General features: G+C 65.3%; 25 protein-coding genes, 3 tRNA genes and 1 pseudogene. 16 read left to right on the forward strand and 13 right to left on the reverse strand.

Features of this window, described 5'->3' with window-relative positions; translation table 11 throughout:
* Nucleotides 1–21 precede the first annotated feature (21 nt).
* The 5 genes from PMI12_RS08065 to tssA all read right to left on the reverse strand — a co-directional run bounded on the left by PMI12_RS08065 (nt 22) and on the right by tssA (nt 4,411).
* On the reverse strand, nt 22–561 hold the full coding sequence (locus PMI12_RS08065) for a peptidoglycan-binding domain-containing protein (RefSeq protein WP_007830924.1): 540 nt from the start codon (nt 559–561) through the stop codon (nt 22–24).
* Between the two features lie 87 nt (nt 562–648).
* Nucleotides 649–1,128, reverse strand: a complete 480-nt coding sequence (locus tag PMI12_RS08070; RefSeq protein WP_007830926.1) for an Hcp family type VI secretion system effector — start codon at nt 1,126–1,128, stop codon at nt 649–651.
* Nucleotides 1,129–1,280: 152 nt separating this feature from the next.
* A complete protein-coding gene (gene tssC / locus PMI12_RS08075) occupies nt 1,281–2,774 on the reverse strand; it encodes a type VI secretion system contractile sheath large subunit (protein WP_007830928.1) in 1,494 nt (497 codons plus the stop codon).
* A 32-nt stretch (nt 2,775–2,806) separates the two neighbouring features.
* Nucleotides 2,807–3,322, reverse strand: a complete 516-nt coding sequence (tssB, locus tag PMI12_RS08080; protein ID WP_007830930.1) for a type VI secretion system contractile sheath small subunit — start codon at nt 3,320–3,322, stop codon at nt 2,807–2,809.
* A gap of 51 nt (nt 3,323–3,373) precedes the next feature.
* The gene (tssA, locus tag PMI12_RS08085) at nt 3,374–4,411 is read right to left on the reverse strand and encodes a type VI secretion system protein TssA (RefSeq protein ID WP_007830932.1); all 1,038 of its coding nucleotides are present in this window, start codon (nt 4,409–4,411) and stop codon (nt 3,374–3,376) included.
* A gap of 71 nt (nt 4,412–4,482) precedes the next feature.
* Here tssA and tssJ point away from each other — a divergent pair, with 71 nt between their 5' ends.
* Nucleotides 4,483–4,995 carry a type VI secretion system lipoprotein TssJ gene (tssJ, locus tag PMI12_RS08090; RefSeq protein WP_007830934.1) on the forward strand — a complete coding sequence of 171 codons (513 nt, stop codon included), beginning with the start codon at nt 4,483–4,485 and terminating at the stop codon, nt 4,993–4,995.
* A 60-nt stretch (nt 4,996–5,055) separates the two neighbouring features.
* On the opposite strand, the gene PMI12_RS08095 is transcribed toward tssJ, so the two are convergent.
* Entirely contained in the window at nt 5,056–6,402 is a 1,347-nt protein-coding gene (locus PMI12_RS08095; protein ID WP_007830937.1) for a DotU family type IV/VI secretion system protein, read from the reverse strand.
* 242 nt (nt 6,403–6,644) lie between these two features.
* Between PMI12_RS08095 and PMI12_RS08100 the strand changes: the two genes are divergently transcribed.
* On the forward strand, nt 6,645–7,340 hold the full coding sequence (locus PMI12_RS08100) for a response regulator transcription factor (protein ID WP_007830939.1): 696 nt from the start codon (nt 6,645–6,647) through the stop codon (nt 7,338–7,340).
* A gap of 19 nt (nt 7,341–7,359) precedes the next feature.
* On the opposite strand, the gene PMI12_RS08105 is transcribed toward PMI12_RS08100, so the two are convergent.
* From PMI12_RS08105 to PMI12_RS08130, 6 genes are all read right to left on the reverse strand, one after another.
* Nucleotides 7,360–7,896 carry an Rrf2 family transcriptional regulator gene (locus PMI12_RS08105; RefSeq protein ID WP_007830942.1) on the reverse strand — a complete coding sequence of 179 codons (537 nt, stop codon included), beginning with the start codon at nt 7,894–7,896 and terminating at the stop codon, nt 7,360–7,362.
* Nucleotides 7,897–8,109: 213 nt separating this feature from the next.
* On the reverse strand, nt 8,110–8,571 hold the full coding sequence (locus tag PMI12_RS08110) for a methyltransferase family protein (protein ID WP_007830943.1): 462 nt from the start codon (nt 8,569–8,571) through the stop codon (nt 8,110–8,112).
* Nucleotides 8,572–8,617: 46 nt separating this feature from the next.
* A complete protein-coding gene (locus PMI12_RS08115) occupies nt 8,618–9,424 on the reverse strand; it encodes an oxidoreductase (RefSeq protein ID WP_007830949.1) in 807 nt (268 codons plus the stop codon).
* A 38-nt stretch (nt 9,425–9,462) separates the two neighbouring features.
* The gene (locus PMI12_RS08120) at nt 9,463–10,344 is read right to left on the reverse strand and encodes a class I SAM-dependent methyltransferase (protein WP_007830951.1); all 882 of its coding nucleotides are present in this window, start codon (nt 10,342–10,344) and stop codon (nt 9,463–9,465) included.
* Between the two features lie 65 nt (nt 10,345–10,409).
* Entirely contained in the window at nt 10,410–11,261 is an 852-nt protein-coding gene (locus PMI12_RS08125) for an alpha/beta fold hydrolase (protein WP_007830954.1), read from the reverse strand.
* A 52-nt stretch (nt 11,262–11,313) separates the two neighbouring features.
* Entirely contained in the window at nt 11,314–12,207 is an 894-nt protein-coding gene (locus tag PMI12_RS08130) for an NAD(P)/FAD-dependent oxidoreductase (RefSeq protein WP_007830955.1), read from the reverse strand.
* Nucleotides 12,208–12,303: 96 nt separating this feature from the next.
* On the opposite strand from PMI12_RS08130, the gene PMI12_RS08135 reads away from it, so the two are divergent.
* Both PMI12_RS08135 and gph read left to right on the forward strand, forming a co-directional pair.
* Nucleotides 12,304–12,942: a TetR/AcrR family transcriptional regulator gene (locus PMI12_RS08135; protein ID WP_007830956.1), complete on the forward strand. Its 639-nt coding sequence runs from the start codon at nt 12,304–12,306 to the stop codon at nt 12,940–12,942.
* A 287-nt stretch (nt 12,943–13,229) separates the two neighbouring features.
* A complete protein-coding gene (gene gph / locus PMI12_RS08140; protein ID WP_007830958.1) occupies nt 13,230–13,940 on the forward strand; it encodes a phosphoglycolate phosphatase in 711 nt (236 codons plus the stop codon).
* 24 nt (nt 13,941–13,964) lie between these two features.
* On the opposite strand, the gene PMI12_RS08145 is transcribed toward gph, so the two are convergent.
* Nucleotides 13,965–14,570, reverse strand: a complete 606-nt coding sequence (locus PMI12_RS08145) for a chalcone isomerase family protein (RefSeq protein ID WP_007830959.1) — start codon at nt 14,568–14,570, stop codon at nt 13,965–13,967.
* Between the two features lie 349 nt (nt 14,571–14,919).
* Here PMI12_RS08145 and trpE point away from each other — a divergent pair, with 349 nt between their 5' ends.
* From trpE to tuf, 12 genes and pseudogenes are all read left to right on the forward strand, one after another.
* Complete coding sequence (trpE, locus tag PMI12_RS08150) at nt 14,920–16,422, forward strand: anthranilate synthase component I (protein ID WP_007830961.1); 1,503 nt, start codon at nt 14,920–14,922, stop codon at nt 16,420–16,422.
* Nucleotides 16,419–16,811: a GxxExxY protein gene (locus PMI12_RS08155; RefSeq protein WP_007830965.1), complete on the forward strand. Its 393-nt coding sequence runs from the start codon at nt 16,419–16,421 to the stop codon at nt 16,809–16,811. Before trpE ends, PMI12_RS08155 begins: the two co-directional genes overlap by 4 nt.
* Nucleotides 16,808–17,392 (forward strand): aminodeoxychorismate/anthranilate synthase component II, encoded by a 585-nt coding sequence (locus PMI12_RS08160; protein ID WP_007830966.1) that lies wholly within the window; start codon nt 16,808–16,810, stop codon nt 17,390–17,392. The genes PMI12_RS08155 and PMI12_RS08160 overlap by 4 nt, the downstream gene beginning before the upstream one ends.
* A gap of 7 nt (nt 17,393–17,399) precedes the next feature.
* On the forward strand, nt 17,400–18,458 hold the full coding sequence (gene ltaE, locus PMI12_RS08165) for a low-specificity L-threonine aldolase (RefSeq protein WP_007830967.1): 1,059 nt from the start codon (nt 17,400–17,402) through the stop codon (nt 18,456–18,458).
* A 16-nt stretch (nt 18,459–18,474) separates the two neighbouring features.
* Entirely contained in the window at nt 18,475–19,134 is a 660-nt protein-coding gene (locus PMI12_RS08170) for a LysE family translocator (RefSeq protein ID WP_007830968.1), read from the forward strand.
* Nucleotides 19,135–19,156: 22 nt separating this feature from the next.
* Complete coding sequence (gene trpD / locus PMI12_RS08175; RefSeq protein ID WP_007830969.1) at nt 19,157–20,179, forward strand: anthranilate phosphoribosyltransferase; 1,023 nt, start codon at nt 19,157–19,159, stop codon at nt 20,177–20,179.
* Between the two features lie 27 nt (nt 20,180–20,206).
* Entirely contained in the window at nt 20,207–21,007 is an 801-nt protein-coding gene (gene trpC, locus PMI12_RS08180) for an indole-3-glycerol phosphate synthase TrpC (RefSeq protein WP_007830970.1), read from the forward strand.
* Entirely contained in the window at nt 21,004–21,711 is a 708-nt protein-coding gene (locus PMI12_RS08185) for a uracil-DNA glycosylase (RefSeq protein WP_007830971.1), read from the forward strand. Before trpC ends, PMI12_RS08185 begins: the two co-directional genes overlap by 4 nt.
* A 106-nt stretch (nt 21,712–21,817) precedes the next feature.
* Nucleotides 21,818–21,903, forward strand: a tRNA-Tyr gene (locus PMI12_RS08190).
* A gap of 65 nt (nt 21,904–21,968) precedes the next feature.
* Nucleotides 21,969–22,042 (forward strand) — tRNA-Gly (locus tag PMI12_RS08195).
* 41 nt (nt 22,043–22,083) lie between these two features.
* Nucleotides 22,084–22,158, forward strand: a tRNA-Thr gene (locus PMI12_RS08200).
* 73 nt (nt 22,159–22,231) lie between these two features.
* Nucleotides 22,232–23,426 (forward strand): annotated as a pseudogene (gene tuf, locus PMI12_RS08205) (elongation factor Tu).
* The last annotated feature ends 3 nt before the right edge of the window (nt 23,427–23,429 follow it).

Raw genomic sequence — 23,429 nt, forward strand, 5'->3', positions numbered from 1 at the left:
TGCCGAGGGCGGGGCGGAGACTCAGATGCCGCCCGTGACCGGAACCCTCGCGGGTGCGCCGTAGGCGTACTTGCTGGCCGTCTTCTTGACCCGCTTCAATGCGCTGCGCAGCAACAGCGGCATGTCTTCCCGGTTGGGCAGGTTGGTGTAGTTGTCGATCCCCTGCTCCTTGCAGAAATTGGCGCAGCCGTTGTTGAGCAGGTCGAGCGCGTAGCGCGACTGGCTGATCGTGCTGGATGTGCCGGGGTCCCGGAACGGGTCGAAGATGCCGTCCGCCAGGACCTTGCGCCCGGTCGCAACCATCTGCTGCTGGAAGTGCGTGATGTGCTTCTGCGTGACCGGTCCGTAGTAGCCGTCCACGGCGATCACTTCGGTCTGGCCGGGCGGCGGGTCGAAGTCGTGGTTGAAGCCCATCAGCTCGTAGTAGAAGATCTTGAACAGCGCCTGTACCAGCATCACGTCTTCACGCGTGTTGGAGCCGATCCGGCCGACCGACCAGTCGATGTTGTAGGTGGTGAGCAGCGCGCCGCTGTCGCCAATGGTGGGGGTGCTGAATGCCATCGCATTGCTCCGGTGGAGGACACGCAAAGGAAGCGGACCGGGCGCGGCAGCCGCGCCTGATTCCGCACTCGACGAATCCGCCGTCCGTCAGCGCGTTTCGGTGGTCGGCACGTTCCAGCCGAACTTCACTTCGCCGCCCGCTGCACCCTTGTCGTCCTGCGCCTTGTAGGCGAACTCGATGTCCTTGAACGAGCACGACACCTGTTCCTGCACGTCGCCGCCCTGCGCGCCGCCGGGGGCCACGCTGGAGATGAAGACTTCCTTCAGCGTGACCTTGAGGTACTCCTGTTGGCCTTCGCCCGACTTGCGGCAGGTCATGATCATGTCCTTGAAGTGCTTGCCGCCCACGCAGTTCTTGGCCAGCACCGGGGAGGCCTTGTCGTAGGCGTGCACGAAGTGGAAGTCGCCAGGTGTGGCCTTGCCCTTGCCGGAGCCGCCGCCCGAGCCCGCGCCCGAGGCGTTGCTCACGTTCCACGACCACGACGAGATCTCGATCTCGTCCTTGTGGTCCTTGTGGGAAGACTCGCCCTTGACGCCGTCGAGCTTGATGTGAAAGTCAGATGACATGTTCCTACTCCTTGGAACCCGATTTGCGTTCGGGCGGTTGATGACTGGGTTGAAGACGAAGGCTGCCGGCGGTTTGAAGACACGACCGATACGCGGCAGCTACAGAGAGAACGAAACGGAATCGGGAATTTCAAGAAAACCCGCGGGACTTTTCAGGTGCCGCCCTTGGCCGAAGGCAGCTTCGACACCAGGCGCAGCGAGACCGTGAGGCCCTCGAGCTGGTAGTGCGGGCGCAGGAAGAACTTGGACGTGTAGTAGCCCGGGTTGCCTTCCACTTCCTCGACGATCACCTCGGCGGCGGCCAGCGGCTTCTGGGCCTTGGTGGTTTCCGACGAGTTGGCGGGGTCGCCGTCCACGTAGTTCATGATCCATTTGTTGAGCCAGCGCTGCATGTCCTCGCGCTCCTTGAAGCTGCCCACCTTGTCGCGCACGATGCACTTGAGGTAGTGCGCGAAGCGGTTGCAGGCAAAGAGGTAGGGCAGGCGCGCCGCGAGGTTGGCGTTGGCCGTGGCGTCGGGGTCGTCGTACTCGGCCGGCTTGTTCAGCGACTGGGCGCCGATGAAGGCCGCGAAGTCGGAGTTCTTGCGATGGATCATCGACAGCAGCCCGGCCTTCGACAATTCGGCCTCGCGCCGGTCGCTGATGGCGATCTCGGTCGGGCACTTCTGGTCCACGCCGCCGTCGTCGCTCGGAAACGTGTGCAGCGGCAGGTTCTCCACCGCGCCGCCCGACTCGATGCCGCGAATGCGCGAGCCCCAGCCGTAGAGCTTGTACGAGCGGTTGATGTTGGTCGCCATCGCGTAGGCGGCATTGGCCCAGGCGTACTTGCTGTGGTCGGCGCCGGCGGTGTCTTCCTCGAAGTCGAACTCTTCCACCGGGTTGGTGTTGGCGCCGTAGGGCGTGCGCGCCAGAAAGCGCGGCATGCACATGCCGAGGTACTTGGAGTCGTCCGATTCGCGCAGGCTGCGCCAGCCGGCGTACTCAGGGGTGGAGAAGATCTTGGTCAGGTCGCGCGGATTCGCGAGTTCCTGCCACGACTCCATCTGCATCAGGTTGGGACTGGCGCCGGTGATGAAGGGAGCATGCGCCGAGGCCGCGATCTTGGCCATCTCGCCGAGCAGCTCCACGTCCGGCGGGCTCTGGTCGAAGTGATAGTCGCCCACCAGCGCGCCGAAGGGCTCGCCGCCGAACTGGCCGTACTCCTGCTCGTAGATCTTCTTGAACATCGGGCTCTGGTCCCAGGCCGCGCCCTTGAACTTCTTGAGGTTCTTGGCCAGCTCCTGCTTGGAGATGTCCATCACGCGGATCTTGAGGTTCTCGTCGGTCTCGGTGTTGTTCACCATGTAGTGCAGGCCGCGCCATGCACTCTCGAGCTTCTGGTAGTCGGGGTGATGGATGATCTTGTTCACCTGGTCGGTGAGCTTGGCGTCGATCGCGGCGATCATGGCCTGGATCGACCGGGTCACGTCCTTGCCGATGACGGTGCTGTTGGCCAGCGCCTGCTGCGCCAGCGTGAGCACCGCGGCTTCGACGGCGCTCTTGGCTTCGTCGCTGCGCGGCTTGAATTCCTTCTGCAGCAGCGAAGAAAAGTCGCTGCCTGCATACGCGACATCTTTCAGCGCGCTCTGTTCGAGTGCTTCGGCCATGGTGGTTTACTCCTCGTGTGCTCGGATGGGTGTCAGGTGGCGGACGCGCTGCCGTCTTCGGGTTTCTTGCTCGCGGCCAGCGTCTGCAGCAGCGCCGGGTCTTCGAGCACCTTGGCCAGCAGGTCCTCGGCGCCGCCCTTGCCGTCCATGTAGGTGACGAGGTTCGACAGCTGGGTGCGCGCCTCGAGCAGTTTGTTGAGCGCACCGACCTTGCGCGCCACGGCGGCGGGCGAAAAATCTTCCATGTTCTCGAAGGTGAGTTCCACCTTGAGGTCGCCTTCGCCGGTGAGCGAGTTCTCCACCGCGAACGCCGCGCGCGGTTTCATGGCCTTCATGCGCGAGTCGAAGTTGTCGACATCAATCTCGAGGAACTTTCGGTCGACCACCGGCGCGAGCGGGTCGGCCGGCTTGCCCGACAGGTCGGCCAGCACGCCCATCACGAAGGGCAGCTGCACCTTCTTCTCGGCCCCGTAGAGCTCCACGTCGTACTCGATCTGGACCCGGGGCGCCCGGTTGCGGGCGATGAATTTCTGACTGCTCTTGGCCATGGAGATGCTCCTTGCGGGTGTGAATGAGTGCGGGTGTCGGGAAGGGCGGGCTTATTCGGACGGGCGGCGGCCCGTGACCGTTTCGATGGTGTCCATCGCGTTCGGCGCGAGGTTGGCCATGATCTCGAGAAAGCTCACGCCGATGAGCTTCTTGGCACGCTCGATCAGCAGCGGCGCAGGGTTGCCGGGCTCGGCCTGCTCGAGGTAGCGGATCACGCGGTCGAGCATCTGCAGCGCGTCCTGCCGGTTCTGGATCTCGCCGCGCATCGCGGTGGGACGGGCGGTGGTGCCGGCCGCCTGCGATTCGTCGGCTTCGGCATCCGCACTCGCTGGCGCTTCGTCAGGCGTGCCAGCGGCGGCGCCGCACGCTTTCTTCAGCACCAGGGCAACGGTGCGAAGCGGGGTCAGGTCGATGGCGTCGGCGCGGCCGGTGCGATCGACCAGCAAGGCCCGCAGTTTCTCGAGGAGGGCGGGCACGTCCATCGCGGTTCGCAACGGCTCGGGTTGGGACGCGTGGATGGCCTCGAGGCCGCCTTTGACCTGCGAGGCCGAGTAGGTGGCTTCGCCGCTCACGGCGCCCAGTGCGTTGTGGGCGACGGCGATGTCGCGCACGCGTATCGGCCCCACGCCGGGTGCCACGCCCACCTGTGCGTCGTACAGCTCTCGCAGCATCGTCTGGCTCTCGTCGCAGAAAGGCGCGAGCGCGTTCAGGCGCATCGTCGGGTCGTTGCCGTCGTCGGCATCCAGCTTTGGATGTATGCCTTCCCAGAAGGTGTCGAGCAGACCCGTCAGCAGTTGCAGTCCGGCAACGAAGCCGGGCACGCCTTGCAGGTGCGTCGATGCGCGCAGCAGCAGCACTGCGGCGCGCACGTCCTTGCTGCGGCGCAGGATGATTCCGGCCTGTTCGCCCACTTCGCGCCACTCGGGTTCGACCGCGGGGATCACGGTGTCGCCGAACTGCTGCTCGGGCTTGCCTTGCGCGGCCGCCACCAGCGCCATGAAGTCCGCGTCGTACTCGAGATCGTCGCCGCATGGCGAGGCCTCGCCGATGGGCGCGAGCAGTGTGGCTGCAAGTTCGTTGGTCAGCATGTTGCCTGTTGGAGTTCGCTGGTGATAATCAAAGATGCGTCTTGACCGGTCAATGCAACGAAGGGAATAGCATGCGCACGCTGGGTACACACCATTCGTCCTATGAAGGCTTCCTTGCCGCTGCAACGCGGCGCCGCATTGCGGTCCTTGGCCTTGCTGCAGCGGGTCTTTTGATCTCGGGCTGCGCAAGCAAGCCGGTCGTCACCACGGTGGCCGTTACGCTCACGGCGGGTGCCGACGCCAACCCCGACGCGCGCGGCCGCGCCTCGCCGCTCACCGTGCGCGTGTATGCATTGAAGTCGCCGGGCCCCTTCGAGGGCGCCGACTTCTTCTCGCTGTTCGAGAAGGACCAGGCCACGCTCGGCGCGGAGCTGGTGCAGCGCGAAGAGGTGCTGCTGCGGCCCGGCGAGACGAAGAAGCTCGACTTCAACCTGCCGCCCGATGCGAAGTCCATCGGCGTGATGGCGGCGTTCCGCGATCTCGACCGCGCGCGCTGGCGCGAAGTGCGGCCCGTCACTACCGGCAAGGCGCAGGCGCTTGACGTGAACTTCAGCGCCCGCGCGATCCGCGTCGACGCGAAGTGAGCGCCGCGCCGCATGCCGGCGAGCCGCCAGAAGCGGGGGGGGCGGGGAACGGCAACGCGTTCAACGCGCAACGGTTTCGAGGAACACGAAGTCCGCGATCAGCCGCTCACCGTTCTTGCTCGCCGCCAGCGCCTCGCGCAGCCGCAGCAGGTAGGCCGAGGCCAGCTCGAAAGGCGGCCGGCCGGATGTTTCTGTAAAAGGCGTCGGCGACGAGAGCACCGTGATCAGCACGCTGCCGAAGGGCGGGCTCACCAGCCAGCTCGAAGGGACGTCGCGGCCCAGATCCAGCGTCTCGCCGGCCCGCAGCCGCGTGGGCGCCTGTCCGGCGTTGAGGTGCATGACCGAGCCGTCGGCGGTGTAGTAGTCGACCCAGATGTAGCTGTCGTGGCGCGGCGCCACCACCCGCACGCGCACGCCGTCGCCCTCGCGCAGGTCGCCTTCGCGGGCCGAAGGTGCATCCACCTCCAGCCCGTAGGCCTTCTCGCGGTTGCGCGCCTGGTAGGGCTTGAGGATGGCGAACACCTCGCAGTGGGGCCACACGCGCAGGCCGACGTCGAAGCGCGGCGCCTGCACGCCGGGAATCGCGCTCACTTCGCTCTTGACGCGCGGCAGGTCGCCGGGCACCGAGACGAAGCCGGTGACGTGCGTGCGGCCCTCGGGGTCGATGCCGGCCGTGAGGTCGGCGCAGGCGAAAGTCTGCAGATGCTGCTCCACGCGCTGGCCCGGGCCCGCGGCGGTGGCCGGCGGCCCGGTGGACCACAGCCACAGCAGGTAGAGCAGCGGCAGCATCAGCGCCAGCGCGGCACTGCTGTGCAACAGCGTGCGGTCGCGCCGGCGCGTGTCGCCGGGGCCGCGCGGGTCGGGCACGTCATGGGGTTGCGGCGCGACGCGGTCCTGCACCGGGCTGCCGGTGGACAGCGGGCGCAGCTGAAGCTGCCGGCCGTGCAGTTCCTTGAGCTTGCCGAGCTCGCCGTGGTCGCCATCCTCGAAGTAGTACTGGCCCTTGAAGCCGAGCACCAGCGCATGCCAGTACACCTCGCGCACGGGGTCGTCCTGTGGGGTCAGGGCAGACAGGTGATGGAAGAACTCGCTGTGCGCGTTGTTGGAGTTGAAGAGCTGCACCTGCAGCGGGGCTGCGCCAGCCGTGTTGACCGCAGCGGTTGCGCCGGGATGGCGCGCGAGGATTTCGTCGATCCAGGCCACCATTGCGAAGGTTGCCGATTCGATCTGCGCTGCGGGCGTGCCGAAGGCCTCGGCGGCGGCGCGGGCCGCATCGAGCAGCTGGCGGGCCTGCTGCTGTGCGGTCTCGTGCGGCGGCAGCAGCGGCGGCGCGCCGGCCGCGATCGATGCATCCAGCGCGAGACCGAACGAGATGAAGCTGGAGAAGCAGTCGAGAAGGCGAGCCATGCGTGGGCTCGCTCAGCCATGCGTTGCGAAGGATGCCTTGCGCCGGAGTCTGCTGCGATGGCACATGCCCATGTCCCCGGTTTCTTCGAGTAGGCGTTCATTCTTTCAAATGGCTCTCGCCCCGCGCCATACCGCTTGGGGTCTATGCCGTTGGTGGGGCCGCCGCCCTTGCTGCACGGGGCATTCGCCGGTATCTTCAGCGCCTGCAATTCACTGCACGCTGGGACACGGGAAAAAGCATCATGAAAATCCTGATCGCCGACGACCACCGGCTCGTCATCGAGGCGGTCAAAGCCAAGTTGTCGGAGCTGGAGCCTGGCATCGAATTCGTTTTGGCGATGAGCGTCGACGAATTGCTTGCCGGAGCCACCGATGATCTCGACCTGGCCCTGATCGACCTCAACATGCCCGGCGCCGACGGCCAGGCCCACATCGACGAAATCCGCCGCCGCCATCCGGCCGTGCCGCTGATCGTTCTGTCGGGCTACGAAGACCCGGCCATCATGCGCAGCGCGCTCGAGCGCGGCGTGCTCGGCTTCATTCCGAAGGCCTACTCGCCCGAGGTCATGCTCTCGGCCGTGCGGCTGGTGCTGGCCGGCGGCGTGTACGTGCCGCCGATGATGCTGGCTGCGCTGCCGCCCGGCATCGTGGCCGGCGTGGCGCCGCAGGCCGGCGCCGAGGCGCTGGTGCGCAGCGGCAATGGCGGCGCTGGCAGCCAGACGCTGGAGCACCTGCGCAACGTGCTGACGGAGCGGCAGGTCGAGGTGCTGCAGTTGCTGTCGCAAGGCAAGCCCAACAAGCTGATCGGGCGCAGCCTCGGCATCAGCGAGGGCACCGTGAAGATCCACCTTGCGGCGATCTTCCGCGCGCTGAATGTGCGCAACCGCACCGAGGCAGTGGTGGCGGCGCAGGCGCTGACCGAAGCGCAGCAGGCCTGAGCCCGCACGCGCGTGGCGTTCAGCGCTTGGCGAACACGCCGTTCCAGGCGAACACGGAGTTCGGCGCATTCACGCGCATTGGCGTGACGGCGGAGATTTGCGGGGGCTGTCTCTTCGTCGGCGCTTCGTGCTCGACGCGCACGCCCTTGGCGAGTTGCTCTTCGACCAGGCTCTGCAGCGTGACGGAGCCCAGAAACTCCATGACATGGTGCTTGGCGGAGGCCCACAGCGCGTCGGTCGAATAGCAGCCCTTGCCAGCGGTGTCCTTCCTTGGCGAGGCCTCGGTGTCCGCCACGGGCTGGCCATCGACCGAGGCAAGGATGTCAGCCACGGTGATTTCGGAAGCCCTGCGCGTCAATGTGTAGCCGCCTCCAGGGCCGCGCGTTGCCTTGATCAGCGCATGCTGGCGCAGCTTGCTGAAGAGCAACTCCAGCGAAGAACGGGCAATGTGTTGCCGCTGGCTGATCGACGCCAATGGCACGGGGCCGTCCCGCTCGCGCATCGCGACATCGATCATGGCCGTCAAGGCGAAGCCGCCCTTCGTCGTGAGACGCATGGAGTGTTCCTCGGTGGTGAGTTTTGCAAACGATGGACGGTAGGTGTGCAAAAGACCGGGAAAAGTTTCCGACGCGTGGCGGCGGCATTTTTTGAAACAATATGCAGAACGCCGTGGGCTCTCGCCGTTGAGGGGGCGGCCGCTTCCGATTTTCTTGTTGCGCTGGGATGTGTTGATGACTTAGGGGGGAAGTCCTTGCAGACCCGTTAGACCTCATGCCCATCTGCGTACCCGCTCTTTGTAAGCCTCGTACTCTGCCCCAAATAGAGACGCCAGCACGCGTTCTTCCGGGATGATTTGGAACCGGGTGATGTAAAGCACGTACACGACAACCCACAGTACAGCAAACGGATTCGCCAGAAACACTGCCCACGCCAACAGGGTAAGCAAGAGTCCGACATACATGGGGTTGCGCGTATACCGGTACACGCCTTGGATGACCAACGAGGACGCCAAGCTTGCCTTGATGGGGTTCGCGGTGGTCTTGGCGCGCCGAAACGCAACCATTCCGGCGATGCTGATGCCTTGGCCAATGCACACCAAAATGACGGCGCAGAGCACGCGGGCCGGATAGGGAATCTGCACAAGGCCCGCGATGGCTGGCGTCAGCCACATAAGAAGCGCCAGGACAAGCGCTACGATGGGGGGAGGAACCTTCAGTTCAAGCACGCTCATATTACTCCATGAGGTCTAGCACCCGGCCGTGAACACAGCTGTGATTTCAGCCCAGTCCGAACGTCTTGCGCAGGCCCTTTTCGACCGGGCCAGCGGGCATGAAACGGCGCAACTTGGCCAGGAGGGACGCTTCGCCCTTGGGCGTGTGGCGCATCTTCCACGGACCAAGTGCCGCGCTGACCATCGTCGCCACAACGCCTTCAGGCGTGGGCGCCTTTTGCACGTTGTTCTGGAAGGCTTTGGTGACGATGGCAAGCTCTTTGCTGTAGTCCGGGATTCTGGCAGCAGTCTGAGGCGCGTTGAGATCAAGGTTGGTTTTGGTGAAGGAGGGTTCGACCAGCGACACGCGGATGCCGAATTGGCGTACTTCATGATCCAGTGACTCGGACAGCCCTTCAACAGCGTATTTGGAGGCCGCATACAAGGCCATGTACGGCGAACATAGAAAGCCCACCACCGAGCTGACATTGACGATACGACCGGAACGCTGCTGACGCATGTGCGGCAGCACGGCCTTGATCACGCGCAAGAGGCCGAAAAGGTTGGTTTCGAACAGCGTCTGGGCTTCGGCAATCGAGGTTTCTTCAGTCGCGCCCAGCAGGGTCACACCCGCATTGTTGACCAGCACATCGATGCGCTTGGCCTGCGCGATGATGGCCTGAATGCCTCGATCAACGGAAACATCGTCGCGGATGTCCATCTCAATGAGCGTGACGCCAGGTATGGCTTGGGCCTTTGCCGTGTTGCGCACGGTGCCGAAGACCCGGCAGCCTTGTTCGGCAAACTTTGTGGCGGCGGCGCACCCGATGCCTGACGACACGCCGGTGACGAGGACAACTTTGGAATTCGACATGGCAGTTCCGTTGTGTAGAGGCAGTGGAGTGAGGAGGATCAGTTGTGTAAGGAGGCAGGTCTGATCGGATTGCGTGCCATGACGATCCACGCTGCGCCGTCGATCATCACCGAACGCTCGCCGGGGAGGCCTGCGAAGACGGCACGAACCGCGGCCGAGGCGCGGGCGCGGATGTCGTCGGGCTGATCAGCGAGCGCGCGCGAAAGCGGGCCGACCTCGAGCGCCATCTTCACCGCGTCGTCGATCGCAGCGTCCCGCGTCCCGCCCTCGCCGAACGGGACGGAAGCATCGAAGGGCGCGATAGCGATATCGGTGAAGCCGGCTGCCGTCAGGATGCGCGCCACTCGTCCCTGGTCGCCGAACGAAAATGGGCCGGGCGCTTCGGGATCGGGCAGCGCGGTCAACGGGACGATGCTCTTGAGCGCGCCAATCGGCAGGCGCACCCAATCGTTCTCGGCCACGCCGCGCCAGCAGACGAAAGCGACCCGCCCGCCCGGCCGGAGCGCGCGTCGCAAGTGGGCGAACGCCCCTGTCGGATCGTCGAAGAACATCACCCCGAAACGCGAAAACAGGATGTCGAACGCGCCCTCGGGCAGCTCGGCGCTGCTGGCGTCGGCCACCCGGAACAGGGCCGGCGTATCCTGTGGCGCAAGCGCGCGCGCTCGGTCGATCAGCGCTTCGGATATGTCCACTCCCAGCACTTGGCCCCCCGGGCCAACGCGGGCGGCCAGAGCCAGACTCGACGCGCCCGCGCCGCAGCCGACGTCCAGCACGCGCTCGCCCGTCGCAGGCGCGACGGCTTCGATCGCGGCCTGGCCGAACACCGCCACCATGGCGTCGAGCCGGGCCTGGTTGGCGACCCAGCGCTCTCCGCTTTGGCCATTCCAGTCGGCGACCTGATAGGCATTTTTCTCTGTCATGCTATCTCCTTGTTCTGATTCGTTCTTAACTAGCTACCCTTTTATCGAGGCAGGGGGAAATGACGCTACTCGGCCCATGCCGCGATCCGTTTCGCGATCGCCTCGGGGGCCTCGATGTGCAGGAAGTGACCGACCCCGGGGATGACTTCCAGCGCGTGCGGAGCGGCGAACCGATGTCGGTCGTCGACCTGCTGGGGGAGGATGCAGCCGTCGGCGGCACCGTGAAGCTGCAACAGGGGCACCGCGATCGGCCGAGACAGGCGGCGCGTCGCTCCAAGCATGCCGGGGCGCAGCATCGCCCGGTAGTACTTGAGAGGCGCGGGCATGCTCGCCCGCAGGTGCTCGTGCAGCTCTGCCTGGAGAGCAGGAGCTAGCGAGAGGCCGGGCGACCACTGACGCCAGAGGTGGTCGATGAGGGCGAGATCGCGGGCGGCGGCCATCCAGCCGCTTCCCGGCAGTTGAAAGAGTCCCATGTACCAGCTCCGGCGTAGCTGAGCGGGGCGCGCAAGCTGGCGCATGAACGTGAGTGGATGAGGGATTGCGAGCGTGACCGCGCGTTCGATCCGCTCCGGCGCGGTGACGCAGGTATCGTAGGTGACCAGGGCGCCCCAGTCATGGCCAATCAACTCCACGGGCCGCCCGGGAGACCAGCGGTCGATCAGGGCGATCACGTCGCCGGTGAGGGCAGCGAAGTCGAACGGCCCCGCAGTCGGGGACGGGGCGTAACCGCGAAGCCATGGGGCGACGACGTGACGCCCACGGCGACCGAGCTCGGCAAGGAAGGGCTTCGCCGTCGGCGGATGGTCCGGGAAACCGTGCAAGACAAGCGTCGGCTGAGCTTCGGGATCACCACCCCGCAGCGCGTGAAAAGTGCCGTGTGGCAGGTCGAAGGTGACGTGTTCGAAGTCCATGTGCATCAGGCTTCTCTAAAAGTGCGTTTCCTCAGGCGCCGCGTGCGGATCTATGCCCTCAAGCCAGCATCGATTGCTGGGCGAAGATTCCCGCCATCGCGCCCTGCGACGATGCCTGGGTGACCGAGGGCAAGAAGGGCGTGGTCAGGTCGCCGGCGGCGTAGATGCCGGGCATGCTGGTTTGGCGGCGCTCGTCGACCTTGAGGACGATGCCGGTGGGCGTATCCACCGTGGCGAGGCCCAGTGATTCATGCAGGCTTGCGGACGGCTTGTTGCGCGGATGGGCGAACAGGACGTCGACCGCGACATTGCGGCCGGTATCGAGATTGACTGTGGAGATATGGCCCTTGTGATGGGCGATCTCGACGATCCGGCCATCGATGACAGGTATGTTGCGGCGCGCCAGATCGGCCTGGATATCGGGTGGGATGTCGTGACCATCGGCGAAGACAGTCAACTTGTCGGTCCAATCGCGGAACAGCCTGGCCTGATTGTGCGATTGCGGGCCGGACCAGACGAGGCCCCAATGCCGGTCGGCGACTTCAAAGCCGTCGCAATAGGGGCAGGGCACGATGGACGTGCCCCAGCTTTCGGCAAAGCCTGGAACCTCAGGCATCTGGTCGGCGACGCCGTAGCTCAGGATCACGCGGCGCGCCCCGAGGCTTTCGTGATCGTCAGTGACGACGCAGAAATCGTCGATGGCGCCAGACACGCTCTCGGCCCGGGCATTGACCAGCCTGATCGTTGGATAGCGCGCCAGCTGCTGCCGCGCCTCGGCCAGGATGTCCAGCGGTGGTTTGTGATCGTGGCCGAGCAGGCCATGCGAGTGGCCGGCAAAGCGGTTGCGCGGCCGGCCGGTATCGAGAACGGTGACCTTGCGGCGGGCACGGCCGAGTTGCAGGGCGGCGGCGAGGCCGGCAAAGCTGCCGCCGATGATGATGACGTCATTCATGGTGATGGGCTCCGTGTGGGCTGGTCGATTATTGGACTATCAAGTACAGTAATGTAGAGTCGATATAGTAAACTGTCAAGTCCACTAAATCTGCCCATGACCCGTCTACCAGTTTCTGATCCGAAGCCCCAACGCGGGCGGCCACGCGATCCCGAGCGCGTGCGGCGCATCCTGGAAGCGGCGCAAAGGCACTTCAACGAGCATGGCCTGGAGCGTGCCAGCGTGGATGCCATCGCCGCGGACGCAGGCGTCTCCAAGATGACCGTGTACAGCAACTTCGGCTCCAAGGAGGGGTTGTTCGAGGCGGTCGTGCGCGACAGGACGGCAGCCGTAATGGCTGGCTTCCCTGGCGCCGGGACGCTGGACCCGGACCAGCCGGAGAAGGTGCTGCTGGCGATCGGCGCACGGTTTCTCGCACTGGTGCGCGGTGACGCACTGGGCGCGTTGCGCGCTGTCTATGGCGTCGCGGGGGCGCAGCCGGAAGTCTGCCGCGCGTTGTACAAGGAGGGCCCGGAGCGTGTGAACGACGCGCTGGCTGCATACCTGCGCCGTGCCAACTCGGCGGGCACGCTGAAGGTGCGGAACCCGCTTCAGGCGGCGGACCTGTTCCTGTCGATGTTCCTGGGCTCCGGGCACATCCGCGGACTGCTGAAGCTCGAGATGCCGGATTCCCGGGAAAACAGGGCTCTTCTGCGCGAGGCTGTACGGGTCTTCATGGCGGCCTACGGCGCGTAGGTACCCGATTTCTCGTGCGGCGCTTGGTTGGCTCGCACAACATGCCGATCCCAAATGTGGAGCCTGGTGTTCTCCTCAAGTCAGGCGACGTGCGAAATCTGATCGTCCGATCAGGAATGCGTTTGGCGAAAACTGCGCCTCACGAGGCTTGGCTCTCACATCTTCGATGAACTGCAGCTACTGCGGGTGCACCTTCGCTTTTCACCCGGCATTTACGATTTTTTTGAACTCTATTTTTTGATGGCCAGTAGAGTACCAGGCAATTTTTTGAACTCTATTTGTTTGTTTTGAACTCTATTAGCTTCGACCACACCCGCTTCGACGCAGCCATCGTCGACCTCGACGGCACCATGGTCGACACGCTCGGCGACTTCGCCGCGTCGCTGAACCGCATGCTCGACGATCTCTCGCTGCCGCATGTGGCGCCTGCCGCCATCGAGGCGATGGTGGGCAAGGGCTCGGAGCACCTGATCCATTCCGCGCTCGTGCACGTGATGGCGCCGTCGGGCGCCGACGCTGCTGGCGCGAAGGCGCGTGCGCTGTTCGATCGCGCGTGGGAGCGCTATCAGCATCACTACCTTGCCATCAACGGACAGCATTCGGCGGTGTATGCCGGTGTGATCGAGGGGTTGAAGGCGCTGCGCGCGCGAGGCCTCAGGCTGGCCTGCCTCACCAACAAGCCGACGTCGTTCGCCAAGCCGCTGCTTGCCGGCAAGGGCCTCGACGGCTTCTTCGATCTGGTGTTCGGCGGCGATGCCTTCGAGCGCAAGAAGCCCGATCCGCTGCCGCTGCTGAAGACCTGCGAAGCACTGGGCACCCAGCCCGCGCGCACGCTGATGATCGGCGACTCGAGCAACGACGCGCGCGCCGCACGTGGTGCGGGTTGCCCCGTGGTGCTCGTGACCTACGGCTACAACCACGGCGAGCCGGTGCGCGGCGTTGATGCCGATGGCTTTGTCGATTCGCTGGCCGAGTTCGGGGCGGCCGCGATGCGATAGCGGCGCTGCCTGCTTGTTGGCCGGCTATTGCTTGCCGAGCAGCGCGTCCTTCAGTTTCCAGTCGGCCGGATTCGGCCCCAGCCAGATGCGCAGCAGCGCGTTGAAGAAGGCCTGCTCCCTGATCGGATCGGGCTGCGCCACGCCGCGCACGGTGATCACCGTGCCGGTGCCGGGCAACCAGTCGATGGTGAAAGTGTCGCCGGCCTTCAGCTGCTTCTGGTCGGCGAACATCTGGCCCATGCGCAACAGGCCGGGAATGAGGTTGACCATCTCGCTCTTGGGCGAGTTGTCTTCCACGCCCTTGGTGAAGAGCTTGCCGAGTTCGTTCGCGTCGATGTCGCGCAGCATGGTGATGGCCACGCGCTTGGGGCCCGGCGCGGCCAGTGCCTCTTCGGTGGTCGATGCCTTCTTGCCCATGTACAGGCCGGCCGTGTAGACCTTGAAGATGGCCTTGTAGCGAATGCCCGCGCCATTGAGCACCAGGGGGGTGCCGCGCAGATCCATCTGGTCTTCGAGCTTGACGCCGGCCACGTCGACCTGCGCGGCCGAGGCGCCGAGGGCTGCGGTGGCCAGACAGGCGCCCAGGAGGAGGCGCGAGAAGAACGCGCCCGGAAGCGAAAGAGCAGTCAACGGGGGACTCCTTGGATTTTTGCGAACGGTCGTGCGAATGTATCTTTTCGTTTTACGTTTCGCCCTCGGGGGAACCCTCAAAACCGAGGTTGGCGGCTCCCGGTGCACGCTTGCGCGTTTTCGTGGGCTAAACTCCGCGCCTCATATGTTCGTTCATCACATCATTCAAACAGGTGAAGGCAGCCGGGGAGCCTGGCCCTGGCGTCGCCATACTTCGCTGACTGTTTGATTGCACGGCGCACGCCGTGCGCCCGCGGTTCCGGATCGACACACACGACGACGCCGGACCATCCGTGAATGACCTTGCCACGGCCAAAGCAGCGCCGGCCGGCAACTGGAGAACGAATCCGTGATCACCGAACTTGAATTCAAGAGCCTCAGCGCCCAGGGCTACAACCGCATTCCGCTGATGGCCGAGGCCTTTGCCGACCTCGAAACGCCTCTGTCCCTTTATCTCAAGCTGGCCCATTCGCAGGGCGGTGGCAAGCACAGCTTCTTGCTCGAATCCGTGGTGGGCGGCGAGCGCTTCGGGCGCTACAGCTTCATCGGACTGCCGGCGCGCACGCTGCTGCGCGCCAGCGGCTTCGGCGCCGAGGCCGTCACCGAGGTGGTGACCGACGGCCAGGTGGTCGAGACCGCCAAGGGCAATCCGCTGGATTTCGTGGCCGATTACCAGAAGCGTTTCAAGGTCGCGCTGCGGCCCGGCCTGCCGCGCTTCTGCGGCGGCCTTGCCGGCTACTTCGGCTACGACACCGTGCGCCACATCGAGCGCAAGCTCGAGAACAGCTGTCCGCCCGACACGCTGGGCTGCCCCGACATCCTGCTGCTGCAGTGCGAGGAACTGGCGGTCATCGACAACCTCTCGGGCAAGCTCTACCTTATCGTCTATGCCGATCCGAAGCAGCCCGAGGCCTATGCCGTGGGCAAGCGACGCCTGCGCGAGCTGAAGGAAAAGCTCAAGTACTCGGTGAGCGCACCCATCGTGAAGCCCACGCAGCCGCACCCGCCCGAGCGCAGCTTCGCCAAGGCCGACTACCTCGCAGCCGTGGAGCGCGCCAAGGAAATGATCGCCGCCGGCGACTTCATGCAGGTGCAGGTGGGCCAGCGCATCAGCAAGCGCTATACCGAGTCGCCGCTGTCGCTGTACCGCGCGCTGCGTTCGCTGAACCCGTCGCCCTACATGTACTACTACAACCTGGGCGATTTCCACGTGGTGGGCGCCTCGCCCGAGATCCTGGTGCGCCAGGAGAACACGGGCGAAGGCGAGCAGAAGATCACCATCCGCCCGCTGGCCGGCACGCGCCCGCGCGGCGCATCGATCGAGCTCGACAAGGCGGCCGAGGTGGAACTCATCAACGACCCGAAGGAGCGCGCCGAGCACGTGATGCTCATCGACCTCGCGCGCAACGACATCGGCCGCATCGCCAAGACCGGCACCGTGAAGGTGACGGAAGCCTTCGCGGTGGAGCGCTACAGCCACGTGATGCACATCGTGAGCAACGTCGAAGGCACGCTGAAGGACGGCATGACCGCCATCGACGTGCTCAAGGCCACCTTCCCGGCCGGCACGCTGACCGGCGCGCCCAAGGTGCATGCGATGGAGCTCATCGACCAGCTGGAGCCCACCAAGCGCGGCCTGTACGGCGGCGCCTGCGGCTACATCAGCTATGCGGGCGACATGGATGTCGCCATCGCCATCCGCACCGGCATCGTGAAGGACCAGATGCTGCACGTGCAGGCCGCGGCCGGCGTCGTGGCCGACTCGGTGCCCGAGCTGGAGTGGAGGGAAACGGAAGCCAAGGCGCGCGCACTCCTGCGTGCCGCCGAACTGGTCGAGGAAGGCCTGGAATGAGCACCGCACCGGATATTCAGAACGACTTCTCGCACGAGATCATCGGCGCCGCCGTCGAGGTGCAGCGCGTGCTTGGCACGGGCCTGAGCGAAGACGCCTACGCCGCCGCGCTGGCGATCGAACTCGCCGAGCGCGAGATCGGCTTCACGCGCGACGTGGCGCTGTCCGCCACCTACAAGGGCCGCTCGCTCGGCGAGGTGTACCGCGCGGGCTTCGTGGTCGAGCAGTCGGTCATCGTCGAACTCAGGGCAGTCGACGTGCTGACCGACCTGCATCGCGCCCAGGTGCTGGCCGCACTGCGTCTTTCGGGCCTCAAGCTGGGCCTTCTGATCAACTTCAACGTATTCCCCGTCGTCAAGGGCGTGCACCGGATTGTGAGCAAGCCATGAAACTGCTGATGATCGACAACTACGATTCCTTCACCTACAACATCGTCCAGTACCTCGGCGAGCTGGGCGCGGATGTGCAGGTGCATCGCAACGACGAGATCACGGTAGCGCAGATCGGCGAGCTGATCGCCTCGGGCGTGACGCGGCTCGTGGTGTCGCCGGGGCCTTGTTCGCCGGCGGAAGCGGGCGTTTCGGTGCCGGCCATCAAGCAGTTCGCGGGCAAGCTGCCGATCCTCGGCGTGTGCCTGGGCCACCAGGCGATCGGCGCGGCCTTCGGCGGCAGGATCGTGCGCGCGCAGCAGCTGATGCACGGCAAGACCAGCGAGATCACGACCACGCAGGAAGGCGTGTTCGCGGGGCTGCCCGCGAAGTTCACCGTCAACCGCTACCACTCGCTCTCCATCGAGCGCGAAAGCTGCCCGAAAGAGCTGGCCATCACCGCATGGACCGACGACGGCGAGATCATGGGCGTGCGGCACACCGGCTTCGCGCACGACGTGCGCATCGAAGGCGTGCAGTTCCATCCCGAATCGATCCTCACCGAGCACGGCCACGCCATGCTCAAGAACTTTCTCGATTGATCCCGCCATGACAGACCGCTCCTCCCTCGTCGACCTGCGCAGCGACACCGTCACGCAACCCACCCCGGCGATGCGCGAGGCCATGATGGCGGCGCCGCTCGGCGACGACGTCTTCGGCGCCGACCCGAGCGTGAATGCGCTGCAGGAGAAGATCGCCGCGCTGCTGGGCTTCGAGGCCGCGCTGTTCGTGCCCACGGGCACGCAAAGCAACCTCTGTGCGATCCTGTCGCACTGCGGCCGCGGCGACGAATACATCGTCGGCCAGCAGGCGCACTGCTACCGCTGGGAAGGCGGCGGCGCCGCGGTGTTCGGCAGCGTGCAGCCGCAGCCGCTCGATCACGCGCCCGACGGCACGCTGCCGCTCGCGCAGATCGAGGCGGCGATCAAGCCCGACGACGCGCACTTCGCCCGCACGCGGCTGCTGGCGCTGGAGAACACGCTGGGCGGCAAGCTGCTGCCTTTCGAGTACGTTCAGGCGGCGACTGATCTGGCGAGAAGCAGGGGGCTGCAGCGGCACCTCGACGGCGCGCGGCTCTTCAATGCGGCAACCGCGCAGGCGGCATTGAACAATCGAAGCGACATCCGCGCGGAAGCCCGCCGCATCGCGCAATGTTTCGACAGCGTGTCGGTGTGCTTCAGCAAGGGGCTCGGCGCGCCGATCGGTTCTGCCCTGGTGGGTTCGCGGGAGTTCATCGCGCGGGCACACCGCATCCGCAAGATGGCGGGCGGCGGCATGCGGCAGGCGGGGCTTCTGGCGGCAGCGGCTTCGCATGCGCTCGACCGTCATGTCGACCGTCTCTCCGACGACCACGCACTGGCGCAGCGCCTGGCGCAGGGGCTCGAAGGCATCGAAGGGCTGAAGGTCGAGGCGCCGCACACGAACATCGTGTTCGTCGATCTTGCCGGCGCCGCGCAGGCGCGTTCTTCGGAACTGCTCGCGAGCCTCAACCAGCAGGGCATCCTTGCAACCGGGCTCTACAGCCTGCGCTTCGTGACGCACCTCGATGTCGATGCCGCCGGCGTGGACCGGGCCGTGGCCGCGATCCGCGCCTTCTTCAAGTCCTGAACCCGGCGAGGACGCGATGCCTGATCTTCCCCATCTGCTCGCCTTCATCGCCGCCGGCTGGCTGCTGAACCTCACGCCGGGCCCCGACGTGCTTTACGTCGTGACCAACTCGCTGCGCTCGGGCGTGCGCGCCGGCGTCATGGCGGGGCTGGGCATCACGGCAGGCTGCTTCGTTCACATCTTCGCCGCAGCGGTCGGCGTCGGCACGCTGATGGCGACATCCGCCACGGCCTTCACCGTGCTCAAATACATCGGCGCGGCGTACCTGCTGTACCTCGGTGTGCGCATGCTGCTGTCGCGCGCGAAGCCGCCAGCCGACCTGGAAGCCGTGGCCGCCGTGAGCGAGGCGCGCAGCCTCAAGGCGATCTTCCTTGGCGGCTTCTGGACCAACGTGCTGAATCCGAAGGTTGCGCTGTTCTTCCTGGCCTTCGTGCCGCAGTTCATCGCGCCGGGCACAGACAGCAAGGCATTGGCCTTCGTGTTGCTGGGCGTGCTGTTCAATCTCAACGCCATCCCCGTCAACGTCGGATGGGCCATGGCCGCGAGCTGGATGGCGCATCGCAGCGCCGTGCAGAAAGGCATGCACTGGCTCGACCGCGCCGCCGGCGTGCTTTTCATCGGCTTCGGCCTCAAGCTCGCGTTCACCGACGCGCCCGCCGTTCGCGTCGGTTCCTGACGCACTTTCCAGGAGACTTTCCATGATCACCCCCCAGGAAGCGCTGCAGCGCACCATCGAACACCGCGAAGTCTTCCACGACGAGATGCTGCACATCGTGCGTCTCATCATGAGCGGCGAGTGCTCGCCCGTGATGATGGCTGCGCTGATTACCGGCCTGCGCGTGAAGAAGGAAACCATCGGCGAGATCACCGCCGCCGCGCAGGTGATGCGCGAGGTGTCGACCAAGGTGCCCGTGACGGACACGACGTACCTCGTGGACATCGTCGGCACCGGCGGCGACGGTTCGCACACCTTCAATATCTCGACCTGCTCGATGTTCGTCGCGGCCGCAGCGGGTGCCAAGGTGAGCAAGCATGGCGGGCGCAGCGTGTCGAGCAAGTCGGGCAGCGCCGACGTGCTGGAGTCGCTGGGCGTGAACATCAACCTGAAGCCCGAGCAGATTGCACGCTCGATCGAGCAGGTGGGCATCGGCTTCATGTTCGCGCCGAACCACCATCCCGCGATGAAGAACGTCGCGCCGGTGCGCAAGGAGCTCGGCATCAAGACGATCTTCAACATCCTCGGGCCGCTGACGAATCCGGCCGGTGCGCCGAACATCCTGATGGGCGTGTTCCACCCCGACCTCGTGGGCATCCAGGTGCGTGCGCTGCAGCGGCTCGGCGCCGAGCATGCGATGGTGGTCTACGGCCGCGACGGCATGGACGAAATTTCGCTTGGCGCGGCCACCATGGTGGGCGAACTGAAGGACGGCGAAATTCGCGAATACGAACTGCATCCGGAAGACTTCGGCTTCCAGATGTCGAGCAACCGCGCACTGCGCGTGGAGACGCCCGAACAGTCGAAGGCGATGCTGCTCGGCGTGCTCGACAATCACGCCGGCCCCGCGCTCGACATCGTGTTGCTGAATGCTGGCGCCGCGCTGTATGCGGCGAACGTGGTCGATTCGGTGGCGGCGGGCGTGGAGCGCTCGCGCGCTGCCATCGCGTCGGGCGCGGCGAAGGCCAAGCTGGCCGAACTGGTCAAGGCCTCTGCGGCCGTCTGAGCCTCAAGAAAACGGAACCCCAAAGCTATGTCCGACATCCTCGACAAGATCGTTGCCGTCAAGCACCAGGAAGTGGCTGCGTCCCTGAAGCGCGCGCCGCTCGAAGCCGTTCGCTTCGACGCCGAGAGCCGCGTGCTGACGCGCGATTTCGAAGCCGCGCTGCGCGCCAAGATCGCCGCCGGCCATGCCGCCGTGATCGCCGAGGTCAAGAAGGCCAGCCCGAGCAAGGGCGTGCTGCGCGAGGACTTCATTCCCGCCGACATTGCGCAAAGCTACGCCGAAGGCGATGGAGAGATCAGTGCGGCCTGCCTTTCGGTGCTGACCGACAAGCAGTTCTTCCAGGGCGGCGTGGACTACCTCAAGCAAGCCCGCGCCTCGTGCGACCTGCCGGTGCTGCGCAAGGATTTCATCATCGACGCGTACCAGGTGTACGAATCGCGCGCAATGGGTGCCGATGCGATCCTGCTGATCGCCGCGTGCCTCGACGACGCGCAGATGAAGGACTACGAAGCCATCGCGCGCGGGCTGGGCATGGCGGTGCTGGTGGAAGTGCACGACGCCGCCGAACTCGACCGCGCGCTCAAGCTGAAGACCGCGCTGATCGGCGTCAACAACCGCAACCTGCGCAACTTCGAGGTGTCGATCCAGGCGACCATCGATCTGCTGCCCAGGCTGCCGGCGGACACCCTGCCCGTCACCGAATCGGGTATCGCCACGCGCTCAGACGTGGCTACGCTGCGCGCGGCCGGCGTCAATGCATTCCTGGTCGGCGAGGCGTTCATGCGCGCCAAGGAGCCCGGCGAGGCCCTCGCTGCGTTGTTCAAATGAATCGGCCCGATCAGCTGTCGAGCAGCGATCCTGCCGACTGGCCGGTAGCGCCCGGCTGGCAGCCGCTGGTCGACGACTTTTTCGGTGGCGCCGTCGGGCAGAAGTTGCTGGGTTTCCTGCGCGAACGCCTCGATGCGGGCGCCGTGATCTTTCCGCCGCAGCCGCTGCGGGCGCTGGAACTCACGCCGCCCGACGAGGTGCGCGTGGTGATCCTGGGCCAGGACCCGTACCACGGACGCGGCCAGGCCGAGGGGCTGGCGTTCTCCGTGGCGCCCGGCGTGGCGCTGCCGCCGTCGCTGCGCAACATCTTCAAGGAGCTTCAGCGCGACCTCGGCGCGCCGCAGCCGCCGTTTCCGAACCCGGGCGGCAGCCTGGTGAAGTGGGCGAAGCACGGCGTGCTGTTGCTCAACACCTGCCTGACGGTCGAAGAAGCGCAGCCCGCCAGCCATTCCGGCCGCGGCTGGGAAGTGCTGACGGATGCCGTCATCCGCCATGTTTCGGCTGGCACCAAACCTGTTGTTTTTATGCTGTGGGGCTCGCACGCGCAGAGTAAGCGCGCGTTGATCGATGTTGGGCGCCATAAGGTGCTGATGGCGAATCATCCGTCGCCCCTTTCGGCGCTGCGCCCGCCCGTGCCGTTCATCGGCTGCGGTCATTTCGGCGAAGCGCGCGCATGGCGGGAGGCGCAGCGGCCGGAGGGTTGAACTTCGGAGATAAGCGTGGGCTCACGCCTCGGGCAGTTCTTCCGCATCTTCTTGATGCCGGGATTTCTGGGTAGTCACAAAACCGTGCTATATTTCGAGGTTCGCCGGAGAGGTGGCCGAGTGGTTAATGGCAGCAGACTGTAAATCTGCCCTCTTACGAGTACGCTGGTTCGAATCCAGCCCTCTCCACCAGCGATGAATTTGGTTTCTAGGAGCGATTGGATCTAGCGCTTTGGGTGCCTTGAAGTGCCCCTGATGCGGGAGTAGTTCAATGGTAGAACCCCAGCCTTCCAAGCTGATGACGCGGGTTCGATTCCCGTCTCCCGCTCCAGAGATCCGGTTCGGCGCAGGAATGCGATTTGGTTAGACAAAGCCCTTTTGGCTCAGTGGTAGAGCACTCCCTTGGTAAGGGAGAGGTCGCGGGTCCGATTCCCGCAAAGGGCACCAGTTTTTGGGGGTTGCAACGGCAGCTTTGCAACCCATCTGCATACGTTGGAAACGTTTTTTTCGGAGTCGAAAAATGGCAAAAGGTAAATTCACCCGCACCAAGCCGCACGTGAACGTGGGCACGATCGGTCACGTCGACCACGGCAAGACCACGCTGACGGCGGCGATCGCCACGGTGCTGTCGGCCAAGTTCGGCGGCGAAGCCAAGGCCTACGACCAGATCGATGCTGCGCCCGAAGAAAAGGCCCGCGGCATCACGATCAACACCGCGCACGTCGAGTACGAAACGGCCAACCGCCACTACGCACACGTCGACTGCCCCGGCCACGCCGACTACGTGAAGAACATGATCACCGGCGCCGCCCAGATGGACGGCGCCATCCTGGTGTGCTCGGCCGCTGACGGCCCGATGCCCCAGACCCGTGAGCACATCCTGCTGGCTCGCCAGGTGGGCGTGGGCTACATCATCGTGTTCCTGAACAAGTGCGACATGGTCGACGACAAGGAACTGCTCGAGCTGGTCGAAATGGAAGTCCGCGAACTCCTCGACAAGTACGAATTCCCCGGCGATGACACCCCCATCATCCACGGCTCGGCCAAGCTCGCCCTCGAAGGCGACAAGGGCGAGCTGGGCGAAGGGCCATCATGAAGCTGGCCGAAGCCCTCGACACCTACATCCCGACGCCTGAGCGCGCCGTGGACGGCACCTTCCTGATGCCCGTGGAAGACGTGTTCTCGATCTCGGGTCGCGGCACCGTCGTGACCGGCGCTGTCGAGCGCGGCGTGATCAAGGTCGGCGAGGAAATCGAAATCGTCGGCATCCGCCCGACCGTCAAGACCACCTGCACCGGCGTGGAAATGTTCCGCAAGCTGCTGGACCAGGGCCAGGCTGGCGACAACGTCGGCGTGTGCTGCTGCGCGGCACGAAGCGCGAAGAAGTCGAGCGCGGCCAAGTGCTGTGCAAGCCCGGCTCGATCAAGCCGCACGTGCACTTCACCGCCGAGGTGTATGTCCTGTCGAAGGACGAAGGCGGCCGTCACACGCCGTTCTTCAACAACTACCGTCCGCAGTTCTACTTCCGCACGACGGACGTGACCGGCGCGATCGAGCTGCCCAAGGACAAGGAAATGGTCATGCCTGGCGACAACGTCAGCATCACCGTGAAGCTGATCAACCCGATCGCGATGGAAGAAGGCCTGCGCTTCGCCATCCGCGAAGGCGGCCGCACCGTGGGTTCGGGCGTCGTGGCGAAGATCCTCGACATCTAAGCC

Source organism: Variovorax sp. CF313 (genome assembly GCF_000282635.1).
GTDB lineage: Bacteria > Pseudomonadota > Gammaproteobacteria > Burkholderiales > Burkholderiaceae_C > Variovorax.

Bases quoted from the DNA above. Each gene is read 5' to 3' on its own strand.
- PMI12_RS08120 (WP_007830951.1), bottom strand. From the start codon at position 10,344: ATGACAGAGAAAAATGCCTATCAGGTCGCCGACTGGAATGGCCAAAGC.
- PMI12_RS08110 (WP_007830943.1), bottom strand. From the start codon at position 8,571: ATGAGCGTGCTTGAACTGAAGGTTCCTCCCCCCATCGTAGCGCTTGTC.
- PMI12_RS08130 (WP_007830955.1), bottom strand. From the start codon at position 12,207: ATGAATGACGTCATCATCATCGGCGGCAGCTTTGCCGGCCTCGCCGCC.
- tssB (WP_007830930.1), bottom strand. From the start codon at position 3,322: ATGGCCAAGAGCAGTCAGAAATTCATCGCCCGCAACCGGGCGCCCCGG.
- trpD (WP_007830969.1), top strand. From the start codon at position 19,157: ATGATCACCCCCCAGGAAGCGCTGCAGCGCACCATCGAACACCGCGAA.
- tssC (WP_007830928.1), bottom strand. From the start codon at position 2,774: ATGGCCGAAGCACTCGAACAGAGCGCGCTGAAAGATGTCGCGTATGCA.
- PMI12_RS08105 (WP_007830942.1), bottom strand. From the start codon at position 7,896: ATGCGTCTCACGACGAAGGGCGGCTTCGCCTTGACGGCCATGATCGAT.
- PMI12_RS08155 (WP_007830965.1), top strand. From the start codon at position 16,419: ATGAGCACCGCACCGGATATTCAGAACGACTTCTCGCACGAGATCATC.
- PMI12_RS08135 (WP_007830956.1), top strand. From the start codon at position 12,304: ATGACCCGTCTACCAGTTTCTGATCCGAAGCCCCAACGCGGGCGGCCA.
- PMI12_RS08100 (WP_007830939.1), top strand. From the start codon at position 6,645: ATGAAAATCCTGATCGCCGACGACCACCGGCTCGTCATCGAGGCGGTC.
- PMI12_RS08185 (WP_007830971.1), top strand. From the start codon at position 21,004: ATGAATCGGCCCGATCAGCTGTCGAGCAGCGATCCTGCCGACTGGCCG.
- PMI12_RS08160 (WP_007830966.1), top strand. From the start codon at position 16,808: ATGAAACTGCTGATGATCGACAACTACGATTCCTTCACCTACAACATC.
- PMI12_RS08095 (WP_007830937.1), bottom strand. From the start codon at position 6,402: ATGGCTCGCCTTCTCGACTGCTTCTCCAGCTTCATCTCGTTCGGTCTC.
- trpC (WP_007830970.1), top strand. From the start codon at position 20,207: ATGTCCGACATCCTCGACAAGATCGTTGCCGTCAAGCACCAGGAAGTG.
- PMI12_RS08115 (WP_007830949.1), bottom strand. From the start codon at position 9,424: ATGTCGAATTCCAAAGTTGTCCTCGTCACCGGCGTGTCGTCAGGCATC.
- PMI12_RS08070 (WP_007830926.1), bottom strand. From the start codon at position 1,128: ATGTCATCTGACTTTCACATCAAGCTCGACGGCGTCAAGGGCGAGTCT.
- PMI12_RS08065 (WP_007830924.1), bottom strand. From the start codon at position 561: ATGGCATTCAGCACCCCCACCATTGGCGACAGCGGCGCGCTGCTCACC.
- ltaE (WP_007830967.1), top strand. From the start codon at position 17,400: ATGACAGACCGCTCCTCCCTCGTCGACCTGCGCAGCGACACCGTCACG.
- tssA (WP_007830932.1), bottom strand. From the start codon at position 4,411: ATGCTGACCAACGAACTTGCAGCCACACTGCTCGCGCCCATCGGCGAG.
- PMI12_RS08170 (WP_007830968.1), top strand. From the start codon at position 18,475: ATGCCTGATCTTCCCCATCTGCTCGCCTTCATCGCCGCCGGCTGGCTG.
- tssJ (WP_007830934.1), top strand. From the start codon at position 4,483: ATGCGCACGCTGGGTACACACCATTCGTCCTATGAAGGCTTCCTTGCC.
- PMI12_RS08125 (WP_007830954.1), bottom strand. From the start codon at position 11,261: ATGCACATGGACTTCGAACACGTCACCTTCGACCTGCCACACGGCACT.